The organism is Stenotrophomonas sp. X (assembly GCF_055721025.1).
The window spans coordinates 3957631-3979414 of record NZ_CM146756.1 but is presented as its reverse complement, the minus strand read 5'-3'; the positions used below and the strand labels follow the sequence as shown (position 1 = coordinate 3979414).

Here is a 21784-nt window from a genome sequence, read left to right as displayed (position 1 = left end):
AGAAAGACGCTTGATGGTGCGGCAGGTGTTCCGCATGGGATATCGGGAATTGCTGGTGAAGCGGCTAGGGGGATTCCTGCAGACCGTTGGAGTGCGCCTGCGCGCTTCGTAGCGGCCGGTGTTCGCGATCGAGTGTCGGAACTCAACCGGTATGACGTGGAACAACGCCGGGGAATAGGCCGTTGCCGCTCGCCCGGGCCGGCCTTTCACCTCACTGGATCCGCGCCCGCGAGACTGCGGAAATCCAAGAAAATTCCCTATGAAGTGCTTTTCGTACAGGCATTTACATTTCACCGGAACTACACACATTTACTTGAAGGTGAGCAAAAGGGGCGCTAAAATTCACCCAACACACCCGCCAAGCCTCTGACGCGCTAGTTCGCGACATGCTCAAATTGGCGGGTTTTTTTTGCCTGCTGATTGGAGTCAGGATGACTCACTACCGCAAACCACCCCTGTCGATTCAGGAGCAGTTGGATCTCCTCCAGCAGCGCGGGCTGGCCATCGGCGACGCCGCCAATGCCAAACGCTATCTGCAGCGTGTTGGCTACTACCGCCTCATGGGCTATCTCTACACACAGCGTGTGCCCGGTAGCGACAGCTTCCGAGCTCAAGCGACATTCGAAGAAGCGGTCAGTCTCTATGAATTCGATAGGGCCCTTCGAGACCTGGTAATGGAGGCCGTTGGCCATATCGAGGTCGCAACGCGGACCGTGCTCACGTACAACTTTGCCCATGCCTATGGCGCCTTCGGCCACTTGGAGCCGCGCAATCTGGCATTCACCGGGCAGGAGTATGCGGATTGGCTCGGCGGCGTCGAAAGCGAAGTGACGCGCTCCAAGGAGGCGTTTATTCGGCACTACAAGGACAAGTACGCCTCACCCGCATTCCCCAGAGTACCGATCTGGATGGCGACAGAAGTCATGTCGCTCGGCTCGCTTTCTCGCTTCTACAAAGCGCTGCACTCCAGAGAACAGAAGGCTGTTGCGGGTGAGATGCTGCTGGCCGCGCCAGTCTTCGCAAACTGGCTGCATGTCACCAGCGTGGCGCGAAACGTCGTTGCACACCACAGTAGGTTATGGAACAAGGAGCTCGGTGTTTCGGCAGTTCGCCCACGGTCGGCAGGATGGTCTGAGCGCGAGGCGCCATACGCACCGAATCGTTGCTTCTTTCTGTTGCTCCTGCTTCGCAGACTTCTGGAAGCGACGACCGCTGATTTCAGGGATTGGCGTGAACGTGTCGATACCCATCTCTCGGCTGGCCTGACGACCGAAGTTCGAGTGAAGAGCCTCGGGGCTGCGGCAGGATGGCAGGGGCACCGCCTGTGGCGCGGGTGAGACCAGGAGTCGCCTTGGCTGTCGGGAGAGCTTTCGGTGGCTTCGTGTTATGGATGGCCGGTCGGGGGGATTCTCGTCAATCGCGGTGCGGCGCCCCAGGTAGACACCGCTGCTCATCAGGCATCGCCCCATTGAAGCGCCCAAACCGCGCCTCAACCCACGAAGGCCCCGCACTTTCCACCAACAACCTTCCCCGGCTCTGGTGCAGATCCAGCCACCGCTCGAAGCTGATGCGCAGACGTTCGATGTCCGGCGCCCGCCAGCGTGCATCGGCGGGCATGCGGATCAGCACGCGCGAGGGCGCGTTCTTCACCTCCATCACCAGCACGCCCTTGCATCGGATCTCGAAGGATGTCGCCCCGGCATGGCGCGTGTGCAGTTCAAAGCCCTCGAGTGCCTTCGCGGTCACGAAGCCGAGTGCATCACTGTGCAGCAGGCGGTAATCGGCCGGCTGCAGCTTCTGGTAGGCCCACACCTGATCGCCCGCGGGCTCGGGCCACTCCACCCACATCGCGCCGATCACCGCGATGCACGCCGCTGCAGCGGCAAGGCCGTGCTTCTTCATTCGTCACCCCGCACACAGGCAGAAAGGTCAGCGCCATAAGCGCGCTCAGTCCTTGGGGCGCATCCGCTCGTGGATGAAGGCGGTCAGCGCCAGATCGGCCATCACCAGTCCCTCCATCACCCGGTCGCCGACGTACTGCTCCGGCTCGCCGTTCTGGCGCGTGCGCTCGGCCGCCAGCAGGATCTCCTGCACGATGCGTTGGCCGGTGAGTGCGCAGTCGGCGTCGGACAACTGCATCTGCCGGCTGCGCAGGTGATGCCGCTCGGGCCAGGGCTGGCCGTCGGCCGCAGCGCCCGCACCGATGGCGTGCAGGATGGCGATAAGGCTGTTGGGGTCCTGAGCAGGCGCGGGTGACGGCGCTTCCTGGATCGGGCGCGGGGGAGGGGAGTGCGGTGTGGTCATGGCGGGCTCCGTGCAAGCAGGCAGAAGCCGCCACCGATAAAGGTGGCGGGCAGAGCGTGGCTCGAAAACCGGTTGCTAGACAAAGCCGGCGGGCACGAGGCCCCCACGCCCCGCCCGCCATAGCCGGCAGACGGATTGCCAGCCGGCACCACGCGCGGTGGTGCCGGCTGGCAAGCGCAAACTTACGTCTAGCAATCCGGGTTTTCGAGTCCCGACCACCGATGCACGGTGGCGCAGTAACGATTACCTGCTGTTGTTCGGAATGCCAACGGGTAGGGGTCAATGCCGCCAAAACCCGAGACGTTTTCGGCATTGTCGCATAGCGCGGAAAGGGGCGAGAGCCTTGGCGGGCTAGGCGTACAGGCACTTCTGGAACGGAGTCTTCAAATTCTTCCGCCAGAGCAGCCAAGCGCGGCAAATGCGACAGCACTCGCCCTTCGGGCATGCGTGATCGCTCATGCAACCGAACCGTTGCGACACCGGCTAGATGGTTTAAATGACTTCCTGCCTATTGAACCTACCGAGTGCCGCGCGCAATCTGACTACCGCTGTAGTCAATCAAGGCCGTCCTGCCCACAGCAGCAAGGTTCTGCAGCGTTCGAATGGATTCCAACCACTGGCGCAGGCCAAACAAGGACCACCGTACGTGTCACGCCGCAGCCGACTGCTTCTCTGCGCGGGTCTGGTCCCGCTTCCGTGGTTCCTGTTCTGGACCAGCGTTGCCGCCCTGTTCGCGCCGGGCTACAACCCGCTTGTACAGCACGCCAGCGAGCTGCTGCAGGCGCCGACGCTCGCAAGCATCTGCGCCAGGATTGCTGCCATTGGCTCCGGTGTGGGCTTCGTAGCATTTGCCATCGCGGTATGGCGGGAGTCCGGTCGCCGGATTGCCGTAGGCGCGATCTGCTGGTTGGTCTTTGGCATTTCCATGCTGACCAACGGGCTCTGGCCCATGGGCCATCCGATGCACGGCTTCTACACCATCGGTATCGCAAACATCATTGCACCGGCGATGTCGCACATCGAATTGAGCGCATGGTCTGCAAACCGAAGGTCGTACGCCGTGACCGCTATGGTGAGCATCGCGGGCATCGTCTATCTCTGGTTGAACGTGGTTGGCGCGGACCCGGAAGGCTATCGGGGGCTGACCCAGCGCCTGTTCTCGTCGATCAACTCGCTGTGGCCATTCCTGGTTGCGTTGCATCTGCTGCGCAGGGGTTCAAGCGCGCTGAAGGCGCAGCCGGCGCTTTGAGGGAAAGGCATGCAGGCACATGGACGACTATTAAGCGTGCGGAGTTGAGAAGAGGATGAGGATTTTTCGTCGACAACTGATCTACGTTCAGGTGCACCAGGACCATTTTATTGCGCGGTTGGTCGGTGGAGACAGGACCATCCGCCGCCAGTGTCACGCCCTTGGCAATCGCGCCGGTCCGATCAAGGACTTCTCGGCTATCCGGCCCCAGCTCAAGGCGATCTTCTCGGAACTCATGCCTGGGTTCTCATTCCAAAAGCCGTGGGGGCTTCTGCATTTTGATCCGGTTGAGTATCCGATCACGAAGGAAGAACTGGCTGGGTTCCAGAAGGCTGCCATGCGAAGTGGTGTGAGCTTTTGTTTTCTCTCCACGTGGGAGCAGCGGCATGAAGACAAGGATCTGTTGGAGATGTTCAAGTAGGGTTCGGCCCGATACTTCGTTCTAGGCCACGCAGATTCTTGGGCTGGTTTAATATCGCGCACCATCGCTGCTTGGGCATGCATCTTGGTCGTTCCAACACCAGGCGCACCCTCACTCCTGGCCAGCTCGTTGGCCCACTTGATCCAGCGCCGCCGGTCTTAGCCGCATGGAGGCTAAAGGGGCCTGGACATTCGGGCCTCGGTGAAGCGTGGGAGGTGACCTGGCGAAGTCAGCTTCTGGCCGCAGGACGCCATGGGACCCGAAGCGGTCGGCCACTGTCACCGGATGTTGAACAAATCCACTGCGATCCATCGCTACCCGCGCTCATGCTGCCCACTTCCTGCCGCGCAGCGCGTACTCAACGGCAAGGTCATAGACGTTGTCGCACTTCTGCTTGAAGGTGGTACGGTCATAGCTTTCCGGCAAGTCCGCATCAAGCACGCGTTCGATTTCCGCGCGCACCTGCTTCTGCGTCTGCGCGCTCTGGTGCCAGTTCTGAATCAGCACCTTGGGCTGCTCCTCCACCAGGCGCTTCAGCAGGTGCTTGGCGGCCAGCTTCACGCGCTGGGTCTCTTCCTGCGTCAGTGACTCCTTATTCAGCAGATCGAACAGCTCCAACTCGTCCTCGGTCAGGCCTTCGCGGATGTGGCGCTCGGCCTCTTCCTTCAGCTCCTCGGCATAGGCGGTCAGCTCGTCGTAGTAGTTCTCGGTGGACGTGGCGCCGGAGTTGTAGGCGTCGATCACATTCTGCAGCCGCTGGATGAAGCCCACCCGCGTGCTGTTCTGCGCCAGCATCTCGGCCAGCTTTCGCTGCAGAAAGGCCTGCAGGTCGGCGATCTGGATGTTCTTGAAAGGCGCCTGCTGGAACTCCTCGCGCAGCTTCTCAACGTTCACCTTGCTGAGGTCCCAGGCCTTGCCGCGCTGCACGATCTTGTACTGCGCCTCGAACTCCTTGGCGGAAAAGGCCTCGGCCTTGTCCACCACCACGCTGGCGTCCAGCAGCGCCTCGATGCGCTGCACCGCGCTGTCAATGTCGACCTGCTCGACGATGCTGTCCATCACCCCGCGCAGATACTGGAAGGCCGACACCACGCGGCTCAGCTTGCGGCCCAGCACCTCAGGCTTGCAGGCCTCGTACAGCGAGGAGATCGTGTTCTCGTAGACGTTGAAGGACTTGCGCTGCTCGTCGCTGGCCAGCAGCGTGTCGGCAAAGCCGTTGAACTGGCCCAGCTTGGTGAACACGTCGTCGCGGTCCAGCGCCTCGTGCAGCGGCACACCTTGGCTTTGGCAGTAGGCCAGGCCCTGCTCCATGGCCTCGTCCAGCAGCGTGAACAGATGACTCTTGTCCCGCACCGGCAGATCGTCGTCCTCGGGGCCGGCGGCGTAGTCCTTCAGCGCCTTCTTCATGCGGCGGAAGACGTTGTAGTAGTCCACGATCTCGCCGTGACGCTTGGCCACACCCAGGATCTCGTGGCCGCTCACCCGGTTGGCCCGCGCGATGGTCTGCATCAGCGTGTGGCCCCGCATGGGCTTGTCGAGGTACAGCGTGCTCACCGTCGGCGCGTCGAAGCCTGTCAGCCACATCGCGCAGACGAACACCAGTTGCAGCGGGTGCTCCGGGTCCTTAAAGTTGAACTCGATGTCGTGGCCGTGCTCATCCAGTGCGTTCATTCGCTGGCGGTGCGGCTTGAGGTCCAGTCCCTTCTTCGCGAACTTCTCTTCCTCGCCCGCCTCCTCGCTGACGATCACCGCCATCTGCACCGCGCCCATCCAGGCCTTGAGCTGCTTCAGGCGCTGGCGCTCCACGTCGTTGGTCGTCGCGGTGATGCGGCCGTTCAGCGCCTTGATCTCGGCCTTCCACAGCGACTGCACCTTGTCGAACATCGTCACGGCGGTGAACTTGTCCACTGAGATGACGATGCCCTTGCCCAGGTAGCCGCGGCGGGGGAAGTGGTAGACGATGTCCCGCGCAATCGTGTCCAGTCGGTCCTCGCGCTTGACGACCTCCATCTCCTGCGCGAAGCGCTTCTCCAGCTTCTCCTGCGCCTCGCCGTCGAGGTTCTCGTCTTCCAGGATCGCAGCGAACTCGTCGCTCAGGTCGTCGTTCTGGATCAGCACCTCCGGCACACGCTTCTCGTAGAACAGGGGCACCGTGGCGCCGTCTTCCACGCTCTGCTGGAAGTTGTACTCGGACACGTAGTCGCCGAACCAGGCGTTGGTCTTGCGCTCCTGGCCCAACAGTGGCGTGCCGGTGAAGGCCAGGAAGTTGGCGCGTGGCAGGCCGACGCGCATGTTCTCGGCCAGGCCCGCGTACTGCGTACGGTGCGCCTCGTCCACGATGACGACGATGTCGTCGCGGTCGGACAGCAGCGGGTAGTCCCTGCCCTTCTCGAACCGGAACTTCTGGATCAGCGTGAACACCACGCGCTTGTTCTTGCCCAGCATCTCGCGCAGTTGCGCGCTGCCCTTGGGTCGCACGTCGTCCTTCGGCGCCACCACACCAGTGTGCAGGAAGTTGCGGTAGATCTGTCCGTCTAGGTCGTCCCGGTCCGTCACCACTACGAAGGTGAAGTTGCCGGTGAGCTTGCGGAAGATCTTGCGCGTGTAGAACACCATCGAGAAGCTCTTGCCCGAGCCCTGGGTGTGCCAGAACACGCCCAGCTTACCGCCAAGCTCACGCCGGTGCCTGAACTGCTCGAACGCGTTGTTCACGCCGATGAACTGGTGGTTCTGCGCGATGACCTTCTGCGTCTCGCGGTAGAACACGCAGAAGTTCTCCACATAGTCCAGCAGCCGCTCGGGCGTCAGCAGGCCCAACACCGCGCGCTCCACGCTCAAGCCCTGCGCGGCAATAGCAGGGCGGTCCAGCTGTTCCTTCTCGTCATCCACCCGCAGCCAGGTGAAGAAGTGCTCCCACTGCGCGGTGATGCTGCCCAGCCGGGTCTCGATGCCATTGCTCAGCAGGCACAACGCATTGGCGGTGAAGAGCTGCGGAATCTCGGCCTTGTAGGTAGTCAGGTTGTCGTCGAAGGCTGCGCGCAGCTTCACGTTGCTGTTCTTCAGCTCGATGAACACCAACGGCAGGCCATTCACGTACAGCAGCAAGTCGGGCCGGCGGTAGCCATGTTCGCCGCGCACCCAGAGCTGGCTCACCGCCAGGTAGTGGTTGCGGCCGGTGCGCGGATCATGCGCGTCGAAGTCGATGACCTTCAGCCGCTCGGTCACGGTCTGCCCGACCTGCGGCCCGGCCTCGGGCTTGTAGGTAACCGGCACGCCGTCGCGTATCAATCCGTCCATCTCCCGGTTGGCCGCGACCAGGCTCATTGCCGTGCGCGGTTGCAGCAGTTGGGCCAGAGCCTGGTCCACTGCATGGGCCGGAGCCTGCGGGTTCAGCCGCTCCAGCGCGGCGCGCAGCCGGTCGGCCAGGATCACCTCGCGCTTGTCCGCGCGGCCCGAGCCGTCGTTCAGCTCGTCGGGCTGGGCCGTGTAGCAGTTCAGCGCATCGAAGCCGCACAGATGCTGCAGCCGCTGCAGCAGGGCCTGTTCGATATCGTCTTCGCTGATGAAATTCTTCGCGGCGCCCACGGCACCCCCTGGTGTTGCCGGTTATGGAGAAGAAAACCTGCTAACGAGCCATCACCTCACGCTACGCAGCCTCTGACGGCGGCCGCATGCTGGGCGGGAACTGGATGTCCAACGCATCGACGCGGAGCTTGCCGGAGATCAGGCGGGGCAGAAGCTGATCCCTTGTGGCTGACAACTTCTCGTTCTGCTCCAGCAGCAGACGCCGTTGCCTGCGAATCGGTGCTGCCGTATCAGAGAAATGCTTCAGCAGGTCCAATGTTGGTACAAGCACTTTGGTTCGGCCGATGAGCTCGCGGCCCAATTCGGCCTGCCCGGTTGATCCCGAAGCCATGGACTCGAAATAGGGTTGAAGCAGCTGGATCGTGTAGGCCAAAAACTCGCCCAAGAGCCCAACGTCTTTCGGGCGAAGAATGGTCACATGGCTATCGCAGGTGATTCCGTCCGCTTCTATGTCGAACACCGCTGCGCGCCCGAGCGTACCCACTCCGGTCGAGTTAATTAGGACGTCACCAAAGCGGAGCAACTTCTCGTCGGGGACGACGCTCATGTGGGGCCTCGCTTCGCTCATGCTCACTCGACCACCGCGGATGCATTTTTGGTTGATAACTTGGTGCTCGGACTGATCGGCGTACTCCGGGGAAATACCACGCTTGATCAGCACCACCAGTTCACCAATCGGCTGGCGCGACCAACCTGGTGGCATCAGTTCATCGCCTTTCAGCGTCGCATACTGTGGAAACCGCATCCGCACAAACCACTCGCGGTAGATCTCTTCGGCCATGGATTCCAACAAGGAGATGCGGCGCTGGTTGTTGGCGATCAGGTCGTTCAGACCAACAAGCACGGCGGCGATCTTGTCTTGCTCGGCCCGAGGTGGCAGCCGCAGCTTCAACTCCTTCGCGACCGTCACGTTGAAGTGCTGCTGCGCAGCACCGACCAGATTGCCGCCGACCAGGCTCTGCCCGAACGAGGAATTGAAGACGGCGGCGATGTAGTGCGGATTCAGATCCGGGCCTGGGCGCAGGATGACCAGATCACTGCAGTTGGCATCTGGCAAATCAGCCGGAATCACGCAGGCTGTACCGGGATACCCAGTGCGAACGATGGCTACATCACCAGGGCGCAACTTCGACTTCTTGATGGCATCGTGAAACGACTTGGGGATGTACTTCAAGTCGTTGTAGTTGAGCCTGAACGGATGGATGTTCAGTGACCGCAGGAACGGCACGCCGGCTTCGACGTATTGGTCGGCCATGGAGCCAACGAAGCCTACCGTCACGTACTCGCTCACCTCTTTGAGCTTGATGTCGCGCCACCCGTTCATTCAGCCAGCCTCGCAAATGGTCTTCAGGTTGGCGTCGATGACCGCCTTCAGACGGAGCGCAGCGCCGTCGAGCTCATCCAACACGTCCATGGACGCCTGAAGGTCAGCGAGAAACTCCTCCTCCGTCTTCCCATCCTCCTCGATCACCACGCCGACATACCGCCCCGGATTGAGCGACCAATCCTTCTCGGCAATCTCTTCGCGGCTGGCCAGCTTGCACAGGCCGGTGACGTCTTCGTAGGCGGCCTTCGGGAAACGCTCCTGCAGCCAGCTCACATGCTGGTAGTACAGCTCGGCGGCCTTCAGCTCGTCGTGCAGGGCCTGCACCGCCGCCTTCACGCCCTTGGTTTGGCGGTTTGCGGTGGCGCGCTTGCCCTCAAGCTTTGCGGCCTCGGCCTTGCGCTTGTCCATCTCGCGGATGGCCTTGTCCAGCGCCTTCACCGCTGCGTGCTGGCCGGTGAAGAAGGGCGCGAACTGGGCGCGCAGCAGGTGCTGCGCTTGGTTGCGCTCCTCCACGCTGTGCTTCTGGCCACGGGTGCGTTCGTGCTGGTCCTGCGCCAGCGCAAGCGCGACGAGCTGGCCCCACTGGGCCTGCAGCGCGGCAACGGCTTCGCGCGCAGCTTGGCTGGTTTGGGTATCGGCCGCTTCTTCAGCCAGCACAGCCAGCAGGCGGTCGCTCAAGGCGGGCAGGTGCTCGGCGGCTTCCTTGAGCTGTGCCATGCCTTGGTGCAGGTAGCGGTCCACCTGGTCCACGAACTCCTGGCGGCGGCCCTTGTGCAGGCGGGGGATGAGGGCGATGTTCTGGATCTGCTCGTCGCTCAGCTCGCGGTGGGCGCGGTCCACCTGGGTGAAGATGTTGCGGGCGTCGATGAACAGCACCTTGTCATCCGTCTTGCCCTTGTCGAAGAACCACAGCGTGGCCGGCAGCGTGACGGTGTAGAACAGGTTGGACGGCAGCGTGAGCATGCCGTAGATGAGGTTCTGCTCGATGAGCGTGCGGCGGATGTCGGCCTCGGAGTGGCGAGCATCGCTGGCCGAGTTGGCCATCACCAGCGCGGCGCGGCCGCCCTCTTTCAGCGACGTGGCGAAGAGGTTGATCCAAAGGTAGTTGCCGTTGGGCACGGTCTCGACGGCTTTCTCCTTGCCGTCCTTGCCAGCCGCGGCCTTGGCCTTGGTCTTGTTGCGCGGTACGCCGTAGGTGTTGAAGCGGCGGTCCTTCTCCACGGCGTCCAGCGTCACGTCGTCCACATTAAACGGCGGGTTGGCCATCACGTAGTCGAACGCGCCGAAGGCGTTGAAGGGGTCTTCGTAGTAGGTGTTGGCCTGCTTGATGTCGCCGCGCAGGTTGTTCACGGCAAGGTTCATCTTGGCGAGCTTGACGGTCTCCAGCGTCTTCTCGGTGCCGCAGACGAACACGTCCAGGTCTGCCGCCTTGTCGGCCTGGTGCTGGAGGATGAAATCCGCCGACTGCACAAACATGCCGCCGGAGCCGCAGGCGGGGTCGAACACCTTGCCTCCATGGGGCTCGATGATCTCGGTCATCAGCTTGACGACGGAGCGCGGCGTGAAGAACTCGCCGCCGCCCTGGCCCTCGCTGAGCGCAAAGTTCGCGAGGAAGTACTCGTAGATCTGGCCGAACACGTCGCCGGTAGCGTCCACCGGGATGTCGGAGAACAGCTTGAGCAAATCCTTGGGAATGTGCTGGTTCTTGGGGCTGCGGGTGAAGCGGTCGTACTCCTCCTGCGGCAACACGCCCAGCAGCTCGGGCTTGGTGTTCTCGATGCTGGCCATCGCGGCGCGGATGGCCTTGGCGATGTTTTCCTTCTCGGGCAGGTTCAGCAGGTAGTCGTAGCGGGCCTTCGCATCGAGGTAGAAGCCACACTTCTCGATGGCAATCTCTTCCAAGGTACGCTCACGGCGCGTGCCCTGGAGCTTCTTGAATTCCTGCTCGATTGCCGCTTGGTGCTGCCGGTACTTGTTGTCCGCGAATTTCAGGAAGATCAGACCGAGCACTGGGGTGCTGTACTCGCTGGCCTTGAGATCGGAGTTGGCGCGGAGCTTGTCGGCTGCTGACCACAGGTCATTTTCGAGTTTTTTGAGCTGGTCGCGATTCATTCTATTGATCGTAAAGGGGTTTGACCTGTTCCTGTCTTGCCGCCAATTAATATGTTCTGACGCGCAGACTCAGTCATGGCGCCCCATGGAGTTTCGATAGGCGACTTGACGTTCGTAAACAAATCTTGAGTTGACAATCAAAGATGATACTAGCCGGAAGGCTGCTTGTGGCCGTCGGGCGTCCTACGACCCAGGGCGGCCATTGGTGCGGCCGCTGATCCTGCCACTGGGTCCATTTGTACGCTGCCCTGTTAGCCGGACCCTGCCGCCCTAAGATCGAGTTGTATCAAGGCGAAGCGCGCAGATCGGTGCTTTGTGGGCGAGTCGCATAACCGGACCCACGGGTCCGTCTACTTGGTAGTTGGGCGCCACTACAGCTATGACTGATCTTTGGGGTCCCATTTCGGCAACCGATTGGCATGCCTCACCCTGCATGGTCGGCCGCGCAGCGACCGAGGCTGATGTTGCGGCCGGCTCGGCCATCTTCTATGTACAGGGTGGTTCCACTCCAGCTCCAATGAGCCTTCCATGCTGCGCAGTTCAGATACTGGACGATGGCTCTGAGCAGCCTATCGTCATTGTCCAGGCAGAGCTCGCGCAGCAGGGCACCATCTTGGGTGTACGGCCATTTTCCGGGGGTAATGGCATTTGCATGTCTAAGGACGTTCGGTTGCTTCCTGCCGGCTTCGGGTCGCAGGTTGGCGCCTAACAGTTCAGTCAAGCCGAGCTTGCTTCGCGAGTCGGACTAATTCCAGAGTTGAACGTCCGCTTCTGTCCGAAAGCGGACATCGTTCGACGACATTGATCTTCCGTGAGCCAAGGCATGGGTCTCTCCTTCCATCAATTGATGATCTCCCCACTCCCCGAAGCAACAAACGCCCTCAATTGCCGAACGAACTCCGCGTCATAGGCTTCCCACTCCGTAACCTCCCCAACCACCCGCAAGGGCTGCGCACTCCGATACGACCGCGTCGGGTTCCCGGGAAACTTCTTGTTGGTCACATTCGGATCGTCTTCAAACGGCCCGGTCGGCGCCACCACATACACACGCGGTCGCCCTTCACCCTTGGCCATCTCCGCAGCCAGCCCGGCGCCCTTGGCAATCGTGGTGAAGTAGATGTGGTTCATCACCACGCTGTCGCGATAGTTGGAGCGGAAGCCCGCGCTCAGCAGCTCGCCCACCGCGAGGTCAGCGCGGGTGCCGTGATAGAACGGCCCGGCGACCTGGTGGCAGGTGTCATGCGAAACGGGTGTCCATTCGGTGTCCTGCGCCATCGGCACTGCCCCTGCGTGTCCTGCCGGATCGACAGGCCGGCGAGTCTAGGGCGCCCGGTGGGCCTTGCTGCAAGGCCCCATCCGGGAAATACTCTGTAGTGGGAGGCGCGGTGCGCCTCCTTTTTTCATTCTGCGGCGCCGCGCCCTTCCAGCTCGCGCACGGCGGTTTCCAGCGCGTCCAGCTTCTGGCGCGTCTTCAGCAGCACGGCGCGCTGCACTTCGAACTCCTCGCGGGTGACCAGGTCGAGCTTGGCCAGGCCGGCCTGCAGCGCGCTCTTGAAGGTGGCCTGCAGTTCCTCGCGCGATTCGCGCAGACCCGGCGGCACCAGGTCGCTGAGGCGACGGGCGAGGTCATCGATTTGATTCAGGTCGATCATGGGGTGCTCCGTGGGGGTGGGCCCGTGCATCCGGCGCGGGCAGGCCATTCGGGCACAAGGATACTGCTGGCACCCACTGCCCGGACAGGCCGCAGCGGCTTCGCACGGGCAGCGTTCAGGCGCTATCCTCCACGCCGGAAGACAGGAGATAGACGATGAAGATGGTCATGGCGGTGATCAAGCCGTTCAAGCTCGACGACGTGCGCGAAGCGCTGGCCGAGCGTGGGGTTACCGGGATCACGGTGACGGAAGTGAAGGGCTTTGGTCGCCAGAAGGGCCATACCGAGCTGTACCGCGGCGCGGAGTATGTGGTCGATTTCCTGCCGAAGGTGAAGCTGGAAGTGGCGGTGACCGATGACCAGGTGGAGGCGGTGGTTGAGGCGATCGTGAAGGCCGCCGGCACCGGCAAGATCGGTGACGGCAAGGTGTTCGTGTACGACCTGGGCAGCGTGGTGCGTATTCGCACCGGTGAGCTGGACGCGGACGCGTTGTAAGCCGTTTGGCGGGATGTTGTAGAGCCGAGCCCATGCTCGGCTGCTGTTCCTGCATCGCGCGAAATGCAGCCGAGCATGGGCTCGGCTCTACAAAGAGCGGTAAAGCGGTCGAGCAAGCTCGACCCCTACCGGCGCTTCGCCCACTTGTAGAACCGCTTCCAGCCCTGGCGCACCGCGGCCACCCAGCCCGGGTCGGCCACCAGCGCGGCCTGCGCGGCACTCGGGGCCTGGCCGGTCACGCGCTGGCGGATCTTCAGCAGGTTCTTCATGTCGCTGCGGCGCATCTGTCGGCTCAGTGGATTGCGGCGCAGCCAGCGCGGGGCGCGCCAGGCGGAGGTGAAGTCCAGCAGCACCGGCACGCCGCCGCTGACCACCACGTTGGTGCCATGCAGGTCGTTGTGGGTGATGCCGGCGGCATGCAGGCGGCTGAGCGCGTGTTGCAGCTGCTCGAACACTTCATTGCCCACGGCCTGCGCGGTGCTCAGGGTCTGGCCCGGGATGAACTCCATGCCCAGCGCCAGGCCGCCCAGGGTGCCGAGCAGTGCGGGGGCATGCTTCCAGCCGCCGAGGCGCTGCAGCATGCGTGCTTCACGGCGCACCATCAGCCGCGCGATCAGCGAAACGGGGGTGCCGCGGTAGCGGGAATAGTCCTTGATGACCGCCTCGCGCCCGTCCAGGCAGGTGCGGTAGACATCCGGGGCCAGGAAACGCTCGCCGCGCTTGAGCAGCAGCGGGGAGGCGGCGTCATCGCCGCAGGAGGAGGGGGGCAGGGCAGGAAGATGCATGTCGGGGTCTCGGACGACCCGGTGGGTGGCGCAATGCGTCAAGCGAACCGGTGTTACAGGGAGTTACTAAGTTTTCGTTAATTTTAGTACTCGTCAGTTCGCTATTCCACGGTTTGTCGGAGAAATGTCGGGGTCGTGGCTGGAACAGTTCGTCGCGCAGAATCGGACAATTCTGTCTCACTTATTCCGGTTGGCCTTTAGTATCAACCGCTTGCGCGCTCCGCCCTGCGCCTCGTTCACAACCGGCTGAACGCGGCGCACGGGCAACTTGACCCCGGCGCACGCCCTGCCGACCATAAGCTGTTAACCCGCGACATCGGCGGCCGCCCCCCTCCGGCACGTCCCCGTCCCCTGCCGCGTTCCGAACCGGTGCTGGCCGCCTGGCCGTGCATCGCCCCGTTTCCCGTTCCGGCCGCGGCTGGAGGAAAGTGCTTTGATCATCAAAATCGTCATTGCAGCGCTGTTCGTCGCCTGCGTGCTGTACATCCACTTCCGTGGCAAGGTCCGCGCGCGCTGGTCGCGCCAGCTGCTGGACCACTCCAGTTTCATGGCCCCGATCAACGTGGTCATGTACATGTTCTCGAAGGTGCCGACCACGCCGTTCCTGGACCCGGGCAAGGAGTTCCCGCAGCTGGAGCCGCTGCGCCAGAACTGGCAGATGATCCGCGACGAGGCGCTGGCGCTGCGCGACGCGCAGAAGATCGCCGCCTCCAGCACGTTCAACGATGCCGGCTTCAATTCGTTCTTCCGTCGTGGCTGGAAGCGCTTCTACCTGAAGTGGTACGGCCCGTCGCACCCGTCGGCGAAGACGCTGTGCCCGAAGACCACGGCGCTGATCGAGTCGATCCCGGATGTGCGTGCGGCGATGTTCGCGCAGCTGCCGCCGGGCAGTGAGCTGCGCCCGCACCGCGACCCGTTCGCCGGCTCGCTGCGCCTGCACCTGGGCCTGAGCACGCCCAACGACGATGCCTGCTACATCGAAGTGGACGGCATCAAGAAGAGCTGGCGCGACGGCGAGTGGATGATGTTCGACGAGACCTACATCCACCATGCACACAACGAGACGCAGCAGGACCGCGTGATCCTGTTCTGCGACATCGCCCGCCCGCTGCGCTTCGGCCTGCCGGGGCTGTTCAACCGCGCGGTGGCGGCCACGCTGCTGGCCGGTGGCGCCTCGCCGAACCTGCCGGGTGACCCGACCGGTGGCGTCAACAAGGCATTCGGCAGCGTCTACAAGGTGCGCCTGAAGGCCAAGGCACTGCGCGAGCGCAGCGTGGTGGCCTACCAGCTGATCAAGTGGGGCCTGGTGGTGGCGGTGATCGCGGGTATCTGGGCGCTGTAACTGTAGAGCCGAGCCCATGCTCGGCTTGGTCTACCGCAACCTGTCCGAAGAGCAGCCGAGCATGGCTCGGCTCTACAGAAAGCAGAAAACCCGCGCTGTCGCCAGCGCGGGTTTTCGTTTGGATCAACCCTTCAATGCCGCCTGCACGAACGGCGGGGTCACCAGCACGCCGGTGTGCAGCGCGGCGGTGTAGTACAGGGTGTTGAAGGTCTTGGCGGCCGAGTCGGCCTGGCGGAAGTCGAAGCTGCTGTCGCCCTTGCGCGCCATGGTCACGCTCCACCAGCCGGTGGGGTAGCACGGCTGCGGGAACGGCAGGGTCTTGAACGAACCGAAGCCGGCCTTGCCCATCTCGGTGCGCATTTCGTTGATCAGCTCCAGCTGCATCAGCGGCGACTCGGACTGCTGCACCAGGATGCCGTCGTCCTTCAGGGCCTTGAAGCAGCTCTCGTAGAAGGCCTTGTTGAACAGGCCTTCGCCGGGGCCGACCGGGTCGGTCGAGTCCACGATCACCACGTCCACGCTGCCGGCCGGGCAGTTGGCCATGTAGGCCACGCCGTCGTCGAACAGCAGCTCGGCGCGGGCGTCGTCGTTGGAGGCGCACAGTTCCGGGAAGTGCTTGCGCGCCATCACGGTGACCTGCTCGTCGATATCGCACTGGGTCACGCTCTCCACGCCGGTGTGCTTGAGCACTTCGCGCAGGGTGCCGCAGTCGCCGCCACCGATGATCACCACGCGCTTGGGCGCGGCGTGGGTGAACAGCACCGGGTGGCTGATCATCTCGTGGTAGAAGAAGTTGTCCTTGCTGGTCAGCATGATGGCCCCGTCGATGGTCATCAGGTTGCCCCAGTCGGTGGTCTGGAAGATCTCGATCTTCTGGAACGGCGACTGCACCTCGTCCAGCTTGCCGGTGATGCGGTAGCCGATGGCCGAGCCGGTGCGCTCGAAGTGTTCGATGTACCAGTTGTTGCTGTCAGTCATGGGAAAACAGTCCTGTTCGGAGGGGTGGAGCCGGGCTGGCGGGCGGGGCCGCGTGGCACAGATGCCACATCCGGACGGATCGGCCCGTTCAGGTTGGAACCTGTCACGGGCGCGGGCGCGCATGATAACGAACCTGTGGGCACATAGGCGTTATCATGCCCCCCCTTTTATTGCCAACAAGGCCGACTGAAATGACCGATTGGTCCCTCGACCAAGCCCGCAAGACCTACTCGATCCCGCATTGGGCGGACGGTTACTTCGACGTGGATCAGGCCGGGCACATGGTGGTGAGACCGACCGGGGCGGACGGCCCGGTGGTGTCGCTGCCCAAGGTGGTCGATGCGGCGCGCGCGGCGGGTGCCAAGCTGCCGCTGCTGGTGCGCTTCCCGGACATCCTCGGCCAGCGCCTGGGCAAGCTGCAGGCGGCCTTCGCCCAGGCCCAGCAGGACTGGGAGTACAGCGGCGGCTACACCGCCGTGTACCCGATCAAGGTCAACCAGACCCGCGGCGTGGCCGGCACCCTGGCCAGCCACCACGGCGAAGGCTTCGGCCTGGAAGCGGGCAGCAAGCCCGAGCTGATGGCCGTGCTGGCGCTGTCGCGCCCGGGCGGGCTGATCGTCTGCAACGGCTACAAGGACCGCGAGTACATCCGCCTGGCCCTGATCGGCCGCAAGCTGGGCCTGCAGACCTTCATCGTCATCGAGAAGCCGTCCGAGCTGAAGCTGGTGCTGGAAGAGTCCAAGGCGCTGGACGTGAAGCCGGGCCTGGGCGTGCGCATGCGCCTGGCCTCGCTGGGCGCCGGCAAGTGGCAGAACAGCGGTGGCGACAAGGCCAAGTTCGGCCTGTCGCCGCGCCAGCTGCTGGACCTGTGGAAGTCGCTGCGTGACACCGAGTACGCCGACTGCCTGAACCTGCTGCACTTCCACATGGGCTCGCAGATCTCCAACGTGCGCGACATCGCCAACGGCATGCGCGAAGCCACCCGCTACTTCGTGGAGCTGTCGCGCCTGGGCGCGAAGATCACCCACGTCGATGTGGGCGGTGGCCTGGGCGTGGACTATGAAGGCACCCGTTCGCGCAGCTTCTGCTCGATCAACTACGGCCTGCATTCCTACGCCAGCAACATCGTGCAGCCGCTGGCCAATGCCTGCGAAGAGTTCGGCCTGACCCCGCCGCGCATCGTCACCGAGTGCGGCCGTGCGATGACCGCACACCACGCGGTGCTGATCGCCAATGTGTCGGAAGTGGAAGAGGCGCAGGAAGGCCGCGTGCCGGACCAGCACGACGACGAGCCGGCGGCGATCCGCCACCTGCGCGAGATCCACGACGAGCTGGACGTGCGCCCTGCGGTGGAGCTATTCCAGGAAGCGCAGCATTTCCATGCCGAAGGCCTGGCCAGCTACGCGCTGGGCCAGATCGACCTGCCGCAGCGCGCGCGCATCGACGATCTGTTCTACGCCATCGCCCATGGCGTGCGTGCGCGCCTGAGCTATGACGAGAAGAGCCATCGCCCGGTATTGGACGAACTGAACGAGCGCCTGGTCGACAAGTATTTCGTCAACTTCAGCGTGTTCGAATCGATCCCGGACGTGTGGGCGATCGACCAGGTGTTCCCGATCGTGCCGATCGAGCGCCTGGATGAAACCCCGGACCGCCGCGGCATCATCGCCGACATGACCTGCGACTCGGACGGCATGGTGGAAACCTATGTCGAGAACGAGAGCCTGGACAGCTCGCTGCCGCTGCACAAGATGAAGCCGGGCGAGAGCTACCGCATCGGCTTCTTCATGGTCGGCGCGTACCAGGAAATCCTGGGCGACATCCATAACCTGTTCGGCGATACCGACGCGGTGGAAGTGCTGGCCGATGCCGATGGCTATGCCATTACCCAGCAGCGCCGCGGCGACACCACCGACGTGATGCTGGATTACGTGGGTTACCGCCTGGACGAACTGCGGGCGACCTATGCGCAGCGCGTGGCTGCAGCGCAGCTGTCGCCAGAACGCGCGCAGGAACTGTCGGACGCGCTGGAAGCCGGCCTGACCGGTTATACCTATTTGTCCGACGAACCGCTGGTCTGATGGACAGCGCCGGGCTTGCCCGGCGCTACCGTTGCGATGAGCGCGCGCGCGATCTTCCACCTGTTCCTGCATGCCGCCGTGCCAGCGTTGCTGGCATGGCTGTTCTGGCGCAAACGCTTCGCCTCGGCGTGGCTGCTGTTGTTGCTGGGCTGGATCATCGACCTGGACCACCTGCTGGCCGATCCGATCTATGCACCGAACCGCTGCAGCATCGGTTTCCATCCGCTGCACACCGCACCGGCCATCGCGGTCTATGCGGGGCTGTGCGTGCCGAAGAAAACGCGGTTGTTCGGCATCGGTCTGATCATCCACATCGTGCTGGACGCAATTGATTGCTGGTGGATGCATCACCGTTGATGCTTGATGCGTGTCGACCAAGGTCGACACCTACCGGATGCACGCTGGCCGGTCGGATTGGCGCTTGGTAGAGCCGGCCGCTGGCCGGCTTCCGCAGGGTGTTCCTGGTGACCACGTGGTTGCCGGCCAGCGGCCGGCACTACCCACCGTCAGGTTGGTCGTTTCACCCCACCGGCAGCCACAACGTCGCGCGCAGGCCCGGCTGTACATTCTCCAGCACCACGTGCCCGCCATAACTGGCGGCGATATCTCCCACGATCGCCAGCCCCAATCCACTGCTGCCTTCGCGCTCATCCAGCCGCACGCCCCGCTGGGTGACCCGTAGCAGGGCGTCCGCGGCCAGGCCGGGGCCGTCGTCGCGGACCTCAATGCGCAATTGGCCGTCGTCGGCTTCCGCGCTGACCTGGACCTGCCGCTGTGCCCAGCGCCCGGCATTGTCCAGCAGGTTGCCCAGCATCTCTTCCAAGTCCGCACTGGCACCGGCGAACTGCAGCGCCGGTTCGATACCGGCCGCCGTGAACGTGATGCCACGTTCGCCATGCACGCGTGCCATCAGCCGGCACATCGCCTGTGCGACGGCCGCCACACCGGTGCGCTGGCGATGGTCGGCAGCCAGTCCTGCAGCCAGGTAACGGTCGACACTGGCCTGCATACGCGCACTCTGCTCGCGCACGGTGGCCCGCCAGTGCGCGCCATCGCCGTCGGCTTCGGTGCCCAATACGCTCAGTGGGGTCTTCAGCGCATGCGCCAGATCCTGTGCACTGGTGCGCGCACGCGCGACCATGCGTTGCTGGTGGTCCAGCAGTGCGTTGAGTTCTTCGCCCAGCGGCGCAACCTCTGCCCCCAGGCCCTGCGTATCGATGCGTTGCGCGTCGCCGCGCCGTACCTGTTCCAGCTGCGCACCGAGGCGATGCAGTGGACGCAGGCCGAAGTGCACCTGGCTGGCCAGCACTGCCAGCCAGGCGGCGACCAGCACGCCCAGCGCGATGGCGGTGCGCTTGCGGAATGCAGCGACATCCGCATCCAACGCACTGCGATCAGTGGCAACCACGGCCACGAACGGTTCGCTGGCGCGCGGCAGGCGCACCTGCTGCACGCGTGCGCGCAGGGATTGCTGCAGCGGCCCGGGCAGGTTGCGGGTGGCCGGCCCGGCAACCGGCGCCGGCAGGGTTTCATCCCACAGCGAGCGTGACTGCAGCAGCACGCGGCCATCGGCACCGGCGATCTGCCAGTAGGCACCGGAGAACACGCGCTGGAAGCGTGCGTCATTGGGTTCCTGGCGCAGGCGCAGCTGTCCGTCCGCATCCACTTCGGCCTGCGCCAGCAGGGTCAGCATGTCCTGCTGCAGTTCGTGGTCGAGGCGGTCGCGCGCGCTGCGCTTGAACAGCTCGCCCAGCAACGCGCTGGCCAGCAGCGAGACCAGCAGCAGGCCGACGCCGCCGGCCAGCAGCAGGCGCCGTCGCAGCGATGGTTGCCGGCTCACGGCGCGGCCAGCCGCCAGCCCTGGCCGCGCACGGTCTGGATCAGGTCGATGCCGAGCTTGCGTCGCACGCGCCCGAGCAGCACGTCCAGTGCATTGGAGTCCGGGTCGTGGCCACCGTCGAACACCTGCTCGCCCAGCCGGTCGCGGCCGATCACCTGTCCGCTGTGATGGATGAAGTAGCTGAGCAGGCGGAACTCCTGCGGACTGAGCGGCAGCGCCTGCCCATCCAGCTCAAAGCGGCCGGCGTTGACGTCCAGCTGCAGCGGGCCGCAGTGCAGGCGCGGGCTGGCGTGGCCATGGCTGCGACGGATCAGTGCGCGCAGCCGCAGCACCAGTTCGTCGGCCTGGAACGGTTTGGTCAGGTAGTCGTCGGCGCCGGCATCGAAGCCGGCCAGCTTGTCGTGCCAGCGCCCGCGCGCAGTGAGCACCAGCACCGGAAAGCTGCGGCCATTGCCGCGCCAGCGCTCGATCACGCTCAGGCCATCCAGCCCGGGCAGGCCGAGGTCGACGATGGCGGCCTGCAGGTCTTCGACCTGGCCGATCTCCTCGGCCTCGCGGCCGTCGGCAACCACCGCCACCACATAGCCGGCCTGTTCCAGCAGAGGCACCAGGCGCTGTGCCAGTGCGGCATCGTCTTCGGCCAACAGGATGCGCATCAGTCGTCGAGCTCCGTCTTCAGCAGCTTTCCGCTGCGCGCATCATAGTCCAGCTCCACTACTACGCCGTCGCCGCGCAGGATCTCCACTTCGTAGACGCCGTCGTCCAACTCCACTTCCAGCAGCTGGCCCGGGTAGCGCTTGAGTGCGTCGCGGACCACGCTTTCCAGCGGCACGTAGCGGCCCTGCTGCACGGCGCGGCGCGCGACCTGCTGCGCCGGGTCCTGGACGGGCGCGGCGGCGATCGGGGCGTTGGCCAGGGCCAGCAGCAGGGGCAGGGTGGAGAGCATGCGGGTGCAGAAAGAAGGAGGGGTTCAGGCGCGAGTGTGCCGGGGATGACTAACAGCCGGCTAACAGCCACGGCTAAGGCGCTGTTAACCGAGGCATGCATCGTGGCGTTGCCGGGATGGTCCGGCCACGAACACGAACAGGAGAACCCCCATGTTGAAGTCGCTCACCCTCGCCACCGTTGCCCTGCTGGCCATTGCACCGGCCGCACAGGCCGCACCGCTGGGCATGGCCCAGGTCGAACAGACCCTGCGCAAGGCCGGCTACACCCAGATCCACGAGATCGAACGCGATGACGGCCTGTGGGAAGCCGACGTGAGCCGTGCCGATGGCCGCTTCAGCGAAGTCTACGTGGACCCGAAGACCGGCGAGATCTTCGATGAGCACAGCGGCCGCGCGCTGCTGACCACCGAGCAGGTGCTGGCACGGGCGCAGTCGCATGGCCTGCGCGAGATCCATTCGCTGGAACGCGATGGGGCGACCTGGTCGCTGGAAGCCCGCAATGCCCGCAACCAGAAGGTGGACGTGCGCCTGAGCGGTTACGACGGCCGCATCCTGCACAGCGAGCGCGATGGCTGGCTGGATTGACGTTGGCCTCTGTAGAGCCGAGCCCATGCTCGGCTTTGCGGCCAACCGTAGCCGAGCATGGGCTCGGCTCTACAGAGGCTGC

Annotated in this window: 20 protein-coding genes; 8 read left to right on the top strand and 12 right to left on the bottom strand. The window is 64.0% G+C overall.

Annotation, left to right across the window (positions count from 1 at the left end; all coding sequences use genetic code 11):
- Window positions 1-386 precede the first annotated feature (386 nt).
- A complete protein-coding gene (locus tag ACZ75I_RS18290) occupies window positions 387-1337 on the top strand; it encodes an Abi family protein (RefSeq protein ID WP_262220867.1) in 951 nt (316 codons plus the stop codon).
- Between the two features lie 76 nt (window positions 1338-1413).
- On the opposite strand, the gene ACZ75I_RS18285 is transcribed toward ACZ75I_RS18290, so the two are convergent.
- Together ACZ75I_RS18285 and ACZ75I_RS18280 are read right to left on the bottom strand one after the other, a co-directional pair.
- Window positions 1414-1902, bottom strand: a complete 489-nt coding sequence (locus ACZ75I_RS18285; protein WP_414604379.1) for a cold-shock protein — start codon at window positions 1900-1902, stop codon at window positions 1414-1416.
- 45 nt (window positions 1903-1947) lie between these two features.
- Window positions 1948-2304 carry a hypothetical protein gene (locus tag ACZ75I_RS18280; RefSeq protein ID WP_134955258.1) on the bottom strand — a complete coding sequence of 119 codons (357 nt, stop codon included), beginning with the start codon at window positions 2302-2304 and terminating at the stop codon, window positions 1948-1950.
- Between the two features lie 646 nt (window positions 2305-2950).
- Here ACZ75I_RS18280 and ACZ75I_RS18275 point away from each other — a divergent pair.
- The gene (locus tag ACZ75I_RS18275) at window positions 2951-3553 is read left to right on the top strand and encodes a DUF998 domain-containing protein (protein WP_472958466.1); all 603 of its coding nucleotides are present in this window, start codon (window positions 2951-2953) and stop codon (window positions 3551-3553) included.
- A gap of 55 nt (window positions 3554-3608) precedes the next feature.
- Window positions 3609-3974, top strand: coding sequence for a hypothetical protein (locus ACZ75I_RS18270; protein ID WP_242898893.1), 366 nt, complete (start codon window positions 3609-3611; stop codon window positions 3972-3974).
- Between the two features lie 324 nt (window positions 3975-4298).
- Here the strand turns inward: ACZ75I_RS18270 and ACZ75I_RS18265 are convergent, their stop codons facing one another.
- The 5 genes from ACZ75I_RS18265 to ubiK all read right to left on the bottom strand — a co-directional run bounded on the left by ACZ75I_RS18265 (window position 4299) and on the right by ubiK (window position 12650).
- The gene (locus ACZ75I_RS18265; RefSeq protein WP_262220869.1) at window positions 4299-7559 is read right to left on the bottom strand and encodes a type I restriction endonuclease subunit R; all 3261 of its coding nucleotides are present in this window, start codon (window positions 7557-7559) and stop codon (window positions 4299-4301) included.
- 61 nt (window positions 7560-7620) lie between these two features.
- A complete protein-coding gene (locus ACZ75I_RS18260) occupies window positions 7621-8883 on the bottom strand; it encodes a restriction endonuclease subunit S (protein WP_242898895.1) in 1263 nt (420 codons plus the stop codon).
- Window positions 8884-10998, bottom strand: coding sequence for a type I restriction-modification system subunit M (locus ACZ75I_RS18255; protein ID WP_242898896.1), 2115 nt, complete (start codon window positions 10996-10998; stop codon window positions 8884-8886).
- An 840-nt stretch (window positions 10999-11838) separates the two neighbouring features.
- Entirely contained in the window at window positions 11839-12273 is a 435-nt protein-coding gene (gene arr, locus ACZ75I_RS18250; RefSeq protein WP_242898897.1) for an NAD(+)--rifampin ADP-ribosyltransferase, read from the bottom strand.
- 125 nt (window positions 12274-12398) lie between these two features.
- Entirely contained in the window at window positions 12399-12650 is a 252-nt protein-coding gene (ubiK, locus tag ACZ75I_RS18245; protein WP_005419983.1) for a ubiquinone biosynthesis accessory factor UbiK, read from the bottom strand.
- A gap of 155 nt (window positions 12651-12805) precedes the next feature.
- On the opposite strand from ubiK, the gene ACZ75I_RS18240 reads away from it, so the two are divergent.
- Entirely contained in the window at window positions 12806-13144 is a 339-nt protein-coding gene (locus ACZ75I_RS18240; protein ID WP_005411374.1) for a P-II family nitrogen regulator, read from the top strand.
- Window positions 13145-13269: 125 nt separating this feature from the next.
- On the opposite strand, the gene ACZ75I_RS18235 is transcribed toward ACZ75I_RS18240, so the two are convergent.
- Window positions 13270-13929, bottom strand: coding sequence for an RIO1 family regulatory kinase/ATPase domain-containing protein (locus ACZ75I_RS18235; protein ID WP_005419978.1), 660 nt, complete (start codon window positions 13927-13929; stop codon window positions 13270-13272).
- Window positions 13930-14365: 436 nt separating this feature from the next.
- Between ACZ75I_RS18235 and ACZ75I_RS18230 the strand changes: the two genes are divergently transcribed.
- Window positions 14366-15271 carry an aspartyl/asparaginyl beta-hydroxylase domain-containing protein gene (locus ACZ75I_RS18230; RefSeq protein WP_032954620.1) on the top strand — a complete coding sequence of 302 codons (906 nt, stop codon included), beginning with the start codon at window positions 14366-14368 and terminating at the stop codon, window positions 15269-15271.
- A 123-nt stretch (window positions 15272-15394) separates the two neighbouring features.
- Here the strand turns inward: ACZ75I_RS18230 and speE are convergent, their stop codons facing one another.
- On the bottom strand, window positions 15395-16249 hold the full coding sequence (speE, locus tag ACZ75I_RS18225) for a polyamine aminopropyltransferase (protein WP_472958463.1): 855 nt from the start codon (window positions 16247-16249) through the stop codon (window positions 15395-15397).
- 191 nt (window positions 16250-16440) lie between these two features.
- Here speE and speA point away from each other — a divergent pair, with 191 nt between their 5' ends.
- Both speA and ACZ75I_RS18215 read left to right on the top strand, forming a co-directional pair.
- A complete protein-coding gene (gene speA, locus ACZ75I_RS18220; RefSeq protein WP_061480252.1) occupies window positions 16441-18330 on the top strand; it encodes an arginine decarboxylase in 1890 nt (629 codons plus the stop codon).
- Window positions 18331-18366: 36 nt separating this feature from the next.
- Window positions 18367-18687, top strand: a complete 321-nt coding sequence (locus ACZ75I_RS18215; protein ID WP_180852567.1) for a DUF6122 family protein — start codon at window positions 18367-18369, stop codon at window positions 18685-18687.
- A gap of 163 nt (window positions 18688-18850) precedes the next feature.
- Here ACZ75I_RS18215 and ACZ75I_RS18210 read toward each other — a convergent pair whose 3' ends face one another.
- The 3 genes from ACZ75I_RS18210 to ACZ75I_RS18200 are packed head-to-tail and all read right to left on the bottom strand — an operon-like array spanning window position 18851 to window position 21116.
- Entirely contained in the window at window positions 18851-20170 is a 1320-nt protein-coding gene (locus ACZ75I_RS18210) for an ATP-binding protein (RefSeq protein WP_180870401.1), read from the bottom strand.
- Window positions 20167-20826, bottom strand: a complete 660-nt coding sequence (locus ACZ75I_RS18205; RefSeq protein ID WP_154351547.1) for a response regulator transcription factor — start codon at window positions 20824-20826, stop codon at window positions 20167-20169. Before ACZ75I_RS18205 ends, ACZ75I_RS18210 begins: the two co-directional genes overlap by 4 nt.
- Complete coding sequence (locus ACZ75I_RS18200) at window positions 20826-21116, bottom strand: PepSY domain-containing protein (RefSeq protein ID WP_065198236.1); 291 nt, start codon at window positions 21114-21116, stop codon at window positions 20826-20828. The genes ACZ75I_RS18205 and ACZ75I_RS18200 overlap by 1 nt, the downstream gene beginning before the upstream one ends.
- Before the next feature lie 151 nt (window positions 21117-21267).
- On the opposite strand from ACZ75I_RS18200, the gene ACZ75I_RS18195 reads away from it, so the two are divergent.
- Window positions 21268-21702, top strand: coding sequence for a PepSY domain-containing protein (locus ACZ75I_RS18195; protein WP_472958462.1), 435 nt, complete (start codon window positions 21268-21270; stop codon window positions 21700-21702).
- The last annotated feature ends 82 nt before the right edge of the window (window positions 21703-21784 follow it).

Bases quoted from the DNA above. Each gene is read 5' to 3' on its own strand.
- ACZ75I_RS18290 (WP_262220867.1), top strand. From the start codon at position 387: ATGCTCAAATTGGCGGGTTTTTTTTGCCTGCTGATTGGAGTCAGGATG.
- ACZ75I_RS18285 (WP_414604379.1), bottom strand. From the start codon at position 1,902: ATGAAGAAGCACGGCCTTGCCGCTGCAGCGGCGTGCATCGCGGTGATC.
- ACZ75I_RS18280 (WP_134955258.1), bottom strand. From the start codon at position 2,304: ATGACCACACCGCACTCCCCTCCCCCGCGCCCGATCCAGGAAGCGCCG.
- ACZ75I_RS18270 (WP_242898893.1), top strand. From the start codon at position 3,609: ATGAGGATTTTTCGTCGACAACTGATCTACGTTCAGGTGCACCAGGAC.
- ACZ75I_RS18260 (WP_242898895.1), bottom strand. From the start codon at position 8,883: ATGAACGGGTGGCGCGACATCAAGCTCAAAGAGGTGAGCGAGTACGTG.
- ACZ75I_RS18255 (WP_242898896.1), bottom strand. From the start codon at position 10,998: ATGAATCGCGACCAGCTCAAAAAACTCGAAAATGACCTGTGGTCAGCA.
- arr (WP_242898897.1), bottom strand. From the start codon at position 12,273: ATGGCGCAGGACACCGAATGGACACCCGTTTCGCATGACACCTGCCAC.
- ubiK (WP_005419983.1), bottom strand. From the start codon at position 12,650: ATGATCGACCTGAATCAAATCGATGACCTCGCCCGTCGCCTCAGCGAC.
- ACZ75I_RS18240 (WP_005411374.1), top strand. From the start codon at position 12,806: ATGAAGATGGTCATGGCGGTGATCAAGCCGTTCAAGCTCGACGACGTG.
- ACZ75I_RS18235 (WP_005419978.1), bottom strand. From the start codon at position 13,929: ATGCATCTTCCTGCCCTGCCCCCCTCCTCCTGCGGCGATGACGCCGCC.
- speE (WP_472958463.1), bottom strand. From the start codon at position 16,249: ATGACTGACAGCAACAACTGGTACATCGAACACTTCGAGCGCACCGGC.
- speA (WP_061480252.1), top strand. From the start codon at position 16,441: ATGACCGATTGGTCCCTCGACCAAGCCCGCAAGACCTACTCGATCCCG.
- ACZ75I_RS18215 (WP_180852567.1), top strand. From the start codon at position 18,367: ATGAGCGCGCGCGCGATCTTCCACCTGTTCCTGCATGCCGCCGTGCCA.
- ACZ75I_RS18205 (WP_154351547.1), bottom strand. From the start codon at position 20,826: ATGCGCATCCTGTTGGCCGAAGACGATGCCGCACTGGCACAGCGCCTG.
- ACZ75I_RS18200 (WP_065198236.1), bottom strand. From the start codon at position 21,116: ATGCTCTCCACCCTGCCCCTGCTGCTGGCCCTGGCCAACGCCCCGATC.
- ACZ75I_RS18195 (WP_472958462.1), top strand. From the start codon at position 21,268: ATGTTGAAGTCGCTCACCCTCGCCACCGTTGCCCTGCTGGCCATTGCA.